The organism is Streptococcus sp. Marseille-P7375, assembly GCF_902460365.1.
GTDB classification, from domain to species: Bacteria; Bacillota; Bacilli; order Lactobacillales; family Streptococcaceae; genus Streptococcus; species Streptococcus cristatus_I.
The window spans coordinates 1,030,522-1,041,596 of the sequence record NZ_CABPTR010000001.1 but is presented as its reverse complement, the minus strand read 5'-3'; the positions used below and the strand labels follow the sequence as shown (position 1 = coordinate 1,041,596).

The 11,075-nt window shown below is 42.1% G+C and carries 15 protein-coding genes; 11 read left to right on the top strand and 4 right to left on the bottom strand.

The window, feature by feature from the left end; genetic code table 11:
- From FZ954_RS12085 to FZ954_RS12070, 4 genes are all read right to left on the bottom strand, one after another.
- A partial coding sequence (locus FZ954_RS12085; protein ID WP_316246104.1) for a hypothetical protein occupies window positions 1-286 on the bottom strand: 286 nt, incomplete at its 3' end.
- 63 nt (window positions 287-349) lie between these two features.
- A complete protein-coding gene (locus tag FZ954_RS12080) occupies window positions 350-658 on the bottom strand; it encodes a hypothetical protein (RefSeq protein ID WP_316246103.1) in 309 nt (102 codons plus the stop codon).
- Between the two features lie 177 nt (window positions 659-835).
- Window positions 836-1,420 (bottom strand): hypothetical protein, encoded by a 585-nt coding sequence (locus tag FZ954_RS12075; protein WP_316246102.1) that lies wholly within the window; start codon window positions 1,418-1,420, stop codon window positions 836-838.
- 69 nt (window positions 1,421-1,489) lie between these two features.
- A complete protein-coding gene (locus FZ954_RS12070) occupies window positions 1,490-2,578 on the bottom strand; it encodes a hypothetical protein (RefSeq protein ID WP_316246101.1) in 1,089 nt (362 codons plus the stop codon).
- Here FZ954_RS12070 and FZ954_RS12065 point away from each other — a divergent pair.
- From FZ954_RS12065 to arcA, 11 genes are all read left to right on the top strand, one after another.
- A complete protein-coding gene (locus FZ954_RS12065) occupies window positions 2,571-2,834 on the top strand; it encodes an LPXTG cell wall anchor domain-containing protein (protein ID WP_316246100.1) in 264 nt (87 codons plus the stop codon). The genes FZ954_RS12070 and FZ954_RS12065 overlap by 8 nt on opposite strands.
- 306 nt (window positions 2,835-3,140) lie before the next feature.
- Complete coding sequence (locus FZ954_RS05360) at window positions 3,141-3,950, top strand: hypothetical protein (RefSeq protein ID WP_262366225.1); 810 nt, start codon at window positions 3,141-3,143, stop codon at window positions 3,948-3,950.
- On the top strand, window positions 3,895-4,071 hold the full coding sequence (locus FZ954_RS05355) for a hypothetical protein (protein ID WP_048764492.1): 177 nt from the start codon (window positions 3,895-3,897) through the stop codon (window positions 4,069-4,071). Before FZ954_RS05360 ends, FZ954_RS05355 begins: the two co-directional genes overlap by 56 nt.
- Before the next feature lie 106 nt (window positions 4,072-4,177).
- Entirely contained in the window at window positions 4,178-5,215 is a 1,038-nt protein-coding gene (gene holA / locus FZ954_RS05350) for a DNA polymerase III subunit delta (protein WP_148877618.1), read from the top strand.
- A 91-nt stretch (window positions 5,216-5,306) separates the two neighbouring features.
- Window positions 5,307-5,912 (top strand): superoxide dismutase SodA, encoded by a 606-nt coding sequence (sodA, locus tag FZ954_RS05345; protein WP_148877617.1) that lies wholly within the window; start codon window positions 5,307-5,309, stop codon window positions 5,910-5,912.
- 113 nt (window positions 5,913-6,025) lie between these two features.
- A complete protein-coding gene (locus tag FZ954_RS05340) occupies window positions 6,026-7,078 on the top strand; it encodes a serine hydrolase (RefSeq protein WP_148877616.1) in 1,053 nt (350 codons plus the stop codon).
- 178 nt (window positions 7,079-7,256) lie between these two features.
- Entirely contained in the window at window positions 7,257-8,045 is a 789-nt protein-coding gene (locus tag FZ954_RS05335; RefSeq protein ID WP_125389613.1) for a YhfC family intramembrane metalloprotease, read from the top strand.
- Window positions 8,023-8,304 (top strand): autorepressor SdpR family transcription factor, encoded by a 282-nt coding sequence (locus FZ954_RS05330; RefSeq protein WP_002896078.1) that lies wholly within the window; start codon window positions 8,023-8,025, stop codon window positions 8,302-8,304. The genes FZ954_RS05335 and FZ954_RS05330 overlap by 23 nt, the downstream gene beginning before the upstream one ends.
- Window positions 8,291-8,788, top strand: a complete 498-nt coding sequence (locus FZ954_RS05325; protein ID WP_148877615.1) for a DUF1648 domain-containing protein — start codon at window positions 8,291-8,293, stop codon at window positions 8,786-8,788. Before FZ954_RS05330 ends, FZ954_RS05325 begins: the two co-directional genes overlap by 14 nt.
- 44 nt (window positions 8,789-8,832) lie before the next feature.
- Window positions 8,833-9,519, top strand: coding sequence for a Crp/Fnr family transcriptional regulator (locus FZ954_RS05320; protein WP_148877614.1), 687 nt, complete (start codon window positions 8,833-8,835; stop codon window positions 9,517-9,519).
- A 304-nt stretch (window positions 9,520-9,823) separates the two neighbouring features.
- Window positions 9,824-11,053, top strand: a complete 1,230-nt coding sequence (gene arcA, locus FZ954_RS05315; protein WP_005590767.1) for an arginine deiminase — start codon at window positions 9,824-9,826, stop codon at window positions 11,051-11,053.
- The last annotated feature ends 22 nt before the right edge of the window (window positions 11,054-11,075 follow it).

Genomic DNA, 11,075 nt, shown 5'->3' with positions numbered 1-11,075 from the left:
CAGCAAGCACAAGCATGAGCAACAGCGTGTCTGCTTCAATCAGTGCTTCAGTATCAGCAAGCACAAGCATGAGCAACAGCGTGTCTGCTTCAATCAGTGCTTCAGTATCAGCAAGCACAAGCATGAGTAACAGCGTGTCTGCCTCAATCAGTGCATCTGAATCAGCAAGCACAAGCATGAGCAACAGCGTGTCTGCTTCAATCAGTGCTTCAGTATCAGCAAGCACAAGCATGAGCAACAGCGTGTCTGCTTCAATTAGTGCATCTGAATCGGCAAGCACAAGCATGAGTAACAGCGTGTCTGCCTCAATCAGTGCAAGCCAATCAGCAAGCGCGTCAGTATCTGCAAGTCAAAGTACTTCAGCATCTGAATCAGCAAGCACAAGCATGAGCAACAGCGTGTCAGCGTCAATCAGTGCTAGCCAATCAGTAAGCACAAGCATGAGCAACAGCGTATCAGCGTCAATCAGTGCCTCAGTATCAGCAAGCACAAGCATGAGCAACAGCGTGTCTGCTTCAATCAGTGCTTCAGCATCAGCAAGCACAAGCTTGAGTAACAGCGTATCAGCGTCAATCAGTGCTTCAGCATCAGCAAGCACAAGCATGAGTAACAGCGTGTCAGCATCAATCAGTGCATCTGAATCAGCAAGCACAAGCATGAGCAACAGCGTGTCTGCCTCAATCAGTGCAAGCCAATCAGCAAGCGCGTCAGTATCTGCAAGTCAAAGTACTTCAGCATCTGTATCAGCTAGCCAATCAGCAAGCACAAGCTTGAGTAACAGCGTGTCAGCCTCAATCAGTGCAAGCCAATCAGCTAGTGCGTCAGTATCTGCAAGTCAAAGTACTTCAGCATCTGTATTAGCTAGCCAATCAGCAAGCACAAGCATGAGTAACAGCGTGTCAGCCTCAATCAGTGCATCTATCTCAGCAAGCACAAGCATGAGCAACAGCGTGTCTGCTTCAATCAGTGCATCTGAATCAGTAAGCACAAGCATGAGCAACAGCGTGTCTGCTTCAATCAGTGCTTCCGTATCAGCAAGCACAAGCATGAGCAACAGCGTGTCTGCTTCAATTAGTGCATCTGAATCAGCAAGCACAAGCATGAGCAACAGCGTGTCCGCTTCAATCAGTGCATCTGAATCAGCAAGCACAAGCTTGAGTAACAGCGTGTCCGCCTCAATCAGTGCATCAGCATCAGCAAGCACAAGCATGAGCAACAGCGTGTCTGCTTCAATCAGTGCATCTGGATCAGTAAGCACAAGCATGAGTAACAGCGTGTCCGCCTCAATCAGTGCATCAGCATCAGCAAGCACAAGCATGAGCAACAGCGTGTCTGCTTCAATCAGTGCTTCAGTATCAGCAAGCACAAGCATGAGCAACAGCGTATCTGCTTCAATCAGTGCTTCAGTATCAGCAAGCACAAGCTTGAGTAACAGCGTGTCTGCCTCAATCAGTGCAAGCCAATCAGTAAGCGCGTCAGTATCTGCAAGTCAAAGTACTTCAGCATCTGTATCAGCTAGCCAATCAGCAAGCACAAGCATGAGCAATAGCGTGTCCGCTTCAATCAGTGCATCTGAATCAGCAAGCACAAGCATGAGCAATAGCGTGTCCGCTTCAATCAGTGCATCTGAATCAGTAAGCACAAGCATGAGCAACAGCGTGTCTGCCTCAATCAGTGCATCTGTATCAGCAAGCATAAGCTTGAGTAACAGCGTGTCAGCCTCAATCAGTGCATCTGAATCAGTAAGCACAAGCATGAGCAACAGCGTGTCTGCTTCAATCAGTGCATCTGAATCAGTAAGCACAAGCATGAGCAACAGCGTGTCTGCTTCAATCAGTGCTTCCGTATCAGCAAGCACAAGCATGAGCAACAGCGTGTCTGCTTCAATTAGTGCATCTGAATCAGCAAGCACAAGCATGAGCAACAGCGTATCTGCTTCAATCAGTGCTTCCGTATCAGCAAGCACAAGCATGAGCAACAGCGTGTCTGCTTCAATTAGTGCAAGCCAATCAGCAAGCACAAGCATGAGCAATAGCGTGTCCGCTTCAATCAGTGCATCTGAATCAGCAAGCACAAGCTTGAGTAACAGCGTGTCCGCCTCAATCAGTGCATCAGCATCAGCAAGCACAAGCATGAGCAACAGCGTGTCTGCTTCAATCAGTGCTTCAGTATCAGCAAGCACAAGCATGAGCAACAGCGTGTCTGCCTCAATCAGTGCTTCAGCATCAGCAAGCACAAGCATGAGCAACAGCGTGTCCGCCTCAATCAGTGCAAGCAACAACTCAGGTAGTGGTTCAGGTTCAACAAGTACAAGCAATGGCTCAGGCGATGCCTCAACTTCAGCAAGCATGAGCAACAGCGTGTCTGCCTCAATCAGTGCTTCAGCATCAGCAAGCACAAGCATGAGCAACAGCGTGTCTGCCTCAATCAGTGCAAGCAACAACTCAGGTAGTGGTTCAGGTTCAACAAGTACAAGCAATGGCTCAGGCGATGCCTCAACTTCAGCAAGCATGAGCAACAGCGTAAGTGCTTCAATCAGCACAAGTGAATCAGTTTCAACAAGCACAAGCTTGAGCAACAGCGCAAGTACTTCAGCTAGCTTGTCTGACAGTGCTTCAATCTCAAGTGCTACAAATCACTCTCAAGCACCTAAGCCACAGCCTGCACAACCAGGACAAGTCAAAGTTACTCCAAACGCTAAGGCTTTACCAAATACAGGAACTGCAAGCAACCAATTTGCTGGTCTTGGATTAGGAGTAGCTGCCTTGGTAACTGCCTCTCTTCTTGGTAAGAAGAAGAGATCAGCAGCTTCTGAAATGGATTTAGAAGACTAAGTTCCAAAAATCGGCTACAATGAAATTTTGTTGATATCATTTTAGCGATGAAAATAAGAACCCCGGATGGCTCAAGGCTATCTGGGGTTTTTGGGCTCTTTTCTACCATCTGTCAAGTCTATCAAGGCTTTAAGTAAAAAAAGAGATAAGACAGTAGCTATTCTGAGGTTACTGTCTTATTTTTAACACTTTTTGATCAATAAAAGGGCATGCTAAAAAACACCTCATCTGGTATTTTTGAAACAAGGTGTTACCATAATACGGCATAGACAGCCTTTAGGATTCAGAAAGAAAGGCATAACCACTATGATTTGTTTGTTTGACCGCTATGATCAAGCAAGTTTTGATTTGTTACGTTCATTAAAAGCAACAGGACTTGATTGTCCTGTTGTTGTACAAGACGATGGCTATCTTTCACCAGATGTCGAGTCTCCTTACAGTTATTTTACAGGAGATTTGGACACACCAGAGGGCCGTCCAATTTATTTTAATCTTGTCCCCAAACCGCATCTATGGGAGATTCGCTCCAGCAATGTAAATGGCGAAATCTTGGATATGGGCAAGAAGCGTGCCAATATTTTCTATCGCCAACCAACACATGAAAGACGTGTGCGGGCTGTCGAATGGCTGGATACAGAGGGGCAAGTCCGAGCGGCAGATATCTACAATCGCAAAGGACGGCTTTTCGCACAAATAACCTACGACCAGACACAACGTCCGACCCATACTCGCTATTTTGACCAGAACAATGTCGTGGTCATTATGGAAAATCATCTGACTGGTGATATCATCTTGACACTTGAAGGAAAGCGTCATATCTTTAAATCTAAACAAGAATTTGTCGTCTTTTATCTGCAATATCGTGGATATGATACAGATCGTATTATTTATAATTCTCTAGCAACCCCCTTCTTGGTGGCCTATGCTCTTCGTCCTAAAAATGGTCGTGCAGAAGATGTTCTTTTCTGGCAAGAGCCTATCGGAGAATCCTTACCTGGTAATATGAAAGTAGCTATGAAAATGCCTCATCGCAATATCCGCATCGCTGTTCAGGACAATCATGCCAGAGAAGAAAAAGGGAATTCTGCAGGAACATATCAACGAGCAACTAGATAATCGTAGAAAACCGTTGAAAAGAGAGAAGCAAGAGTTTAGTATGATTGCAGTTCTAGGTGGCATTCTTTTTCTTATCACCCTCTTGGTCACAATCATCATGCAGTTGGGACAATTCTTTTAGTCTCGGATATTCTAGTCAGAATGATAAAAAACAGCAGACTTTCCTGCTGTTTTTTGTTACAATTTATACATGACTAAGAATCAAGAAAATAGAAGGGAGTGCCACTGTGTTAGCAATTGAAAAAATTAGGAACATCACTCCCGAAAATCTTCCATCTTTAACGATTTTGACGGGAGATGACTTGGGGCAATTTGAGCTGTTAAAAGACGAGTTTTTGAAGCAGATCCACTACGATCCAGCGGATTTGAATGTCACATTATTTGATATGAAAGAAACGTCTTATGCAGATGTGGAGCTAGATTTAGTCAGTCTGCCTTTTTTTGCAGATGAAAAGATTATTATTTTAGATCATTTTGCGGATCTAACGACAGCAAAAAAGCGCTATTTATCGGATGAAGAGCTCAAGTCCTTTGAGCAGTATTTGGAAGATCCTAGTAGCACGACCAAATTGGTCATTTTTGCAGAAGGTAAGCTGGACAGCAAACGCAGATTAGTCAAGATACTCAAGCGCGACGGACAGATCTTTGAAGCAGCTGAGATTAAGGAAACAGACTTACGTCAGTATTTTACCAAACAAGCCCAGCTTGAAGGTCTGGACTTTGCTCCGAAGGCTTTTGACCACTTGCTGATCAAATCAGGCTTTCATTTTAGTGAAATCAGTAAAAACTTGGCTTTTCTGAAGTCTTATAAGGAGTCAGGGCAAATTAGTCTAGAAGACATTGCTGAGGCCATTCCCAAAACCTTGCAGGACAACATTTTTGATTTGACTCAGCTGATTTTACAGAAACAAATTGATGCGGCACGGAGTTTGGTGCGCGATCTGACCTTGCAGGGTGAAGATGAAATCAAGTTGATTGCTATCATGTTAGGTCAATTTCGGATGTTTACTCAGGTTAAAATTTTGGCGGATAATGGCCGATCTGAAAGTCAAATCGTGGCGGAGTTATCAGACTATCTAGGCCGCAAGATGAATCCCTTCCAAGTCAAGTTTGCGCTTAAGGATGCGCGTGGTCTTAGCCTCAACTTTCTGAAAAGAACCCTGACCTGTTTGATTGAAACGGACTACCAGATCAAGTCTGGCCTTTATGACAAGGACTACCTTTTTGACCTTGCCTTGCTAAAAATCGCAACAGGAAACTTCTAAAAGCTTAGCAAAATTTATAAGCAAAATAGTTGAAAAATGTGCGTTTTTACGTTATGATTTGTATAATAATAAAGAAAATGAGGACAAGTAAATGGCAATTATTTTACCAGATCTACCTTATGCATACGACGCTTTGGAACCTTACATCGATGAGGAAACAATGCACCTTCACCATGACAAGCACCATCAAACTTACGTAAATAACGTAAATGCAGCGCTTGAAAAACATCCTGAAATTGGTGAAGATTTAGAAAAACTGTTGGCAGATGTTGAGTCTATTCCGGCTGATATCCGCCAAGCAGTGATCAACAACGGTGGTGGACACTTGAACCACGCTCTTTTCTGGGAATTGATGACTCCTGAAAAGACAGCTCCTTCAGCAGAACTTGCAGCAGCGATCGATGCGACATTCGGTTCATTCGAAGAATTCCAAGCAGCCTTCACTGCAGCAGCAACAACTCGTTTCGGTTCTGGTTGGGCATGGTTGGTTGTCAACAAAGAAGGGGAACTTGAAGTAACTTCAACAGCGAACCAAGATACACCAATCTCAGAAGGTAAGAAACCAATCTTGGGCTTGGACGTTTGGGAACATGCTTACTACGTGAAATACCGCAACGTGCGTCCTGACTATATCAAGGCTTTCTTCTCAGTGATCAACTGGAACAAAGTAGATGAGCTTTACGCAGCAGCTAAATAATAGAATTATAAAACGGATCGCAATGATTCGTTTTTAAATGCCCTTAAATTGACCTTTCTACTTGTTATTTTAATGAGAATCTTTTATAATACTAAAATATTAGGAGAAAAACTTTGATTAAAAATGACATAAAGAAACTGGCTTGCTGGTTCGGTGGTGTTTTCTTATTTATTTGTTTTTTAGGTCTTTTGGTGGAGCCACAGCGAGCTGATAAAAAGATAGCAGAAGCAGGTCAATCAATTGCTTCTTCACAGTCTACAGAAGGAGAGGAAACGAAGTCTGAGGCGACTGCGCGTGCTAGCAAGACGATGGAAGAGAAGCAACAGGTGATAGAGCAAGACCTTCCGACCATGGAAGCTTTGGGTTTATCTTACGATTATGCGAATATGACCTTGCCACAAGTTATTCAGGCTTACATGGATGACATGGGAATTGACTCTTCGCAGATTGCTTTTTCTTATAAAGATCTGACAAGTGGGCAAACTTATGCCATGAATGATACCCAGCCTATGACAGCAGGCTCTACTTATAAACTCCCCCTTAATATGTTGGTTGTTGATGAGGTAGCAGCAGGAAAATTATCGCTGGAAGAGCGGTTTGATATTACCAACACCAGCTATGAATACAAGGGAGAGCACGATAACTATGTAGCGGCCTTCAATGGCGCCATGTCTATTCCTGATATGCAGGAGTATTCCCTAGTCTACTCTGAAAATACGCCCGCTTATGCGTTAGCAGAGCGATTGGGTGGGATGGACAAGGCCTACAGCATGTTTGAAAGGTATGGTCGGTCAAAAGCTAAAATCAAGACGATCAGCGGCAAGAATAAAACAACAACGGACTATTATATTCAAGTTCTAGAGTATTTGTGGAATAATCAAGAAAAATACAAGGATATTCTTTATTTTATCGGTGTGTCCTTCCCCGGTGAATACTACAAACGCTATTTATACGATTTGACAATTTACCAAAAGCCTGGTTATGTTAGAGAGGCTCTCAATGTTGATGCTATTGTTATGGAGGAGAAGCCTTATATTGTGGCACTTTATACAGCCTATCTAGGTGGCAGCACAGAAGCCAGTGAGGAGATTAGTGGAGTTGGTATTGATCAGGTCGGTCAAATTGCCTATATCATCAATGAGTGGCACCGGGTTAATATGAACTAATCTAATAAATACGCCTTAGATGAAAATCTGGGCGTATTTTTGGTTTTTATTGCAGTGGAGTTTGATGATTTTTAGATTGAACGTTGTTTAGAAAAAATTCGAAATAGATTTGACATAAAGAAAGGGAAAATGTATAATCTATTTAGAAAAAAATCTAAACAGTTCAGGAGAAAAAACGATGATTTCCATTCATATCTTGATTGCTATGCTGCTGATTTTAGGGGCAGTCCTTGTTCCTTTGGTTTATTTTAAAAAGACCAAGCACATTTCTCTGCTAGTTTTCCTTTTAGGGGGAGTTGGCTTTTATCTGTCTAGTCAGGTTCTGGAAAATATCTTGCATCGTATCGTTTTACAGCCTCAGGCTGATGGGACTATTGCTTTGCGGATGGAAAATCCTTGGCTATACGTTCTTTATACTGTTGCTGCGGCAGCTATTTTTGAAGAAACAGGTCGCTGGGTCATCTTTTACTGGCTGCAAAAGAAGCGTCCACTGACCTTTGGGGATGGTGTGGCCTATGGCTTGGGGCATGGTGGTATTGAGGCTTTGTTTGTTGGTATTGTCAGTCTCTTAAACCTTTGGGTTATAGCTCAAGTAGTGACTCAGGGGAATGCTCAGATGCTGGCTCAAATTCCTCAAGCAGTTATTGACAATGTCCGTTCCATGAGTGCTGGCAGCATCTATCTTTTGGCTCTTGAGCGGATCTTGGCTATTCTTATCCAAATCTTGCTGACCTTCTGGGTTTGGAAGGCGGTCAAGGAGAAGGCTCCAGTGTATTTTTTAGCTGCGCTGGGACTTCACGCCCTGATTGACTTAGCGCCTTCCCTGGCTCAGGTAGGCTTTCTTCCGCCACTTGCAGTTGAAGCTCTGCTCTTGGTAGAAGTAGTGGCACTAGTCTTTCTGACCAAGAAAATCTTGAAAGTTTACCTGAAAGAAAGGTCTAATCATGGGGATCAGTCAAACGCTTAAAGCTCTAGCTGACCCAGTTCGGAGGGGGATTCTGGAAATGCTCAAGCATGGTCCAAAGTCTGCAGGGGAAATTGCCCAAGCTTTTGAGCTGACGCCTGCGACGGTATCCTACCACCTCTCTCAGCTAAAGAAAGCCGGTCTACTCATAGAAGAAAAGCAGAAGAACTTTATTTATTACAGCTTAGATGTCACTGTTTTTGAAGAAATTCTTGTCTGGTTTCAATCTCTTGGAGGAGGAAACGAAAATGAAAAAAAATAGTTTACAAGAATTAGGATGGGCACTTGGCGTCATGCTCTTGCCAGTTTTCTATGCCATCTGGGTCTATCAAGAATTACCAGATAGCCTAGCGATTCACTTTGACTTATCTGGGGAAGGAGACAGCTTTTTACCTAAGTTTCTGTTAATCTCTGCTTCTCCAATTGTCATGATGCTGCTAGAAGTTATGATTTATTGGTCTACTGTTGCTAAAGATATCTTAAATCCCACTTTTAAACACCTTATTCGCTGGATCTTTCCCTTTAGCTTTGTCTTACTCTATATGGCGACTATCTATGGGGGCTTAGACGAGGACTTTGATATCCGTAAAATAGCAACTGTGATCGTTGGTGTGGCTTTTATAATTATGGGAAATTATCTGCCGAAAAGAGTCCAGGCGGATAGAAAACCCATGAATAGAAAGTGGGCACGTCTTTTAGTTTTGCTAGGCTTTCTTATTTTTATAATGGCTGTTTTCTGCCTGTAAGCGGATTTATGCTATAATACTAATAGCAAGTAAGAAGGGTTATTATGATCAATAAGGAACATTATCAGATTATTAGGCAGCATCCAGCATTTGCACATTTTCCTGTGGAAATTTTTGATAAAATTGCTATTGAGATTCAATTCCGCAAGATTCCCAAGGGACAGATTATCTTCTTTTCAGGGGACCGTAGGGATCGTCTTTTCCTCCTGCATCGAGGCTATGTTCGTATCGAGCAGTACGATTCAACCGATACTTTTTCTTATATGGATTATATTAAAATGAATAGTGTGTTTCCATATGGGGGCATGTTTTTCGATGAGCGTTATCATTATACAGCTAGCGCGGTCACCAATGTCGAGTATTTCAGCATTCCTATGGACTTATTTGAAGACTATTCAAAAAAGAATGTCGATCAGCTGTTGTTTATCACCAAGCGTTTATCGCAGATTTTAGAATTTCAGGAATTGCGCTTACGGAATGTCGTCTCAGCCAGTGCTACAGATCGCGTGACCCAGTCTTTATCTATTTTATGCATGGATCTGTGCAAAGAGCAGGATACACTTCCATTTCCAATGAGTATGAAAGAGTTGGCCAAGTTAGGAGCCACCACACGTGAAACAGTCAATCAAGTTCTAAAAAAATTAAGAGAGGAAGAAGTGATTGACTACGAGCATAAAAAACTGACATTTAAGAATAAAGATTACTTTATGAGATATTTTGAAGGAAGCTAATCAATCATTTGATTGGCTTTTTTCAAACATTTTTACACATTTAAAAGTTTTTTCTGATCATATTCTAATATTAATTGAACATATATTTTTTACAAAAAAATATATATTCCTAAAAATAATAGAACAATCAAAATATGCAAAGAAAACGCTTTAAAATAAATAAATATCATAATGTTTTATAAAAAACGCAAAGGATTTGGCATTTGTAATGTAAGATTTTAGGTGTAAGCCTTTCCAATCCATGATAGAATAATAGCATAAAAGGGATTGGGAAACCAAACCTCAACGAAAAGGAGGACAATAGATGTCTACACATCCAATTCATGTTTTCTCAGAAATTGGAAAACTGAAAAAAGTTATGTTGCACCGTCCGGGCAAAGAGCTGGAAAACTTGCTACCGGACTACCTAGAACGTCTTCTTTTTGATGACATTCCTTTCTTGGAAGATGCTCAAAAAGAACACGATGCATTCGCTCAAGCTCTTCGTGATGAAGGAATTGAAGTTCTTTATCTCGAAAAATTGGCTGCTGAATCCTTGATTTCTCCAGAAATTCGTGAACAGTTCATCGAAGAATATTTGGAAGAAGCAAATATTCGTGGACGCGAAACGAAGAAAGCTATTCGTGAATTGCTGCATGGTATCAAGGACAACCAAGAATTGGTTGAAAAAACAATGGCAGGTGTTCAAAAAGCTGAATTGCCAGAAATTCCTGACGAAGCGAAGGGTCTGACTGACTTGGTAGAATCAGATTATCCATTTGCGATTGATCCAATGCCAAACCTTTACTTCACACGCGATCCATTTGCAACCATTGGTAATGCCGTATCGCTCAACCACATGTTTGCAGATACTCGTAACCGTGAAACACTTTACGGTAAATACATTTTCAAATATCACCCAGAATATGCTGGAAAAGTGGAATTGGTTTACAACCGTGAAGAAGATACCCGTATTGAAGGTGGGGACGAACTAGTTCTTTCTAAAGATGTATTGGCAGTTGGTATTTCTCAACGTACCGACGCAGCATCTATCGAAAAACTTTTGGTGAACATCTTCAAGAAGAATGTTGGCTTCAAGAAAGTATTGGCCTTTGAATTTGCTAACAACCGTAAATTCATGCACTTGGATACTGTCTTCACTATGGTTGACTATGATAAGTTCACAATTCACCCAGAAATCGAAGGCGACCTTCGCGTTTACTCAGTTACTTATGAAAACGAAAAACTGAAGATCGTTGAAGAAAAAGGTGACTTGGCTGAGCTTCTGGCTCAAAACCTTGGCGTAGAAAAAGTTCATTTGATTCGTTGCGGTGGCGGCAATATCGTAGCAGCTGGACGTGAACAATGGAATGACGGTTCTAACACCTTGACTATTGCTCCTGGTGTGGTGGTAGTGTATGACCGAAATACCGTAACCAACAAGATTTTGGAAGAATACGGGCTTCGCTTGATCAAGATTCGCGGAAGTGAATTGGTTCGGGGCCGTGGTGGACCTCGTTGTATGTCTATGCCATTTGAACGTGAAGAAGTTTAATTCGTGTTCAACAATTTATCAA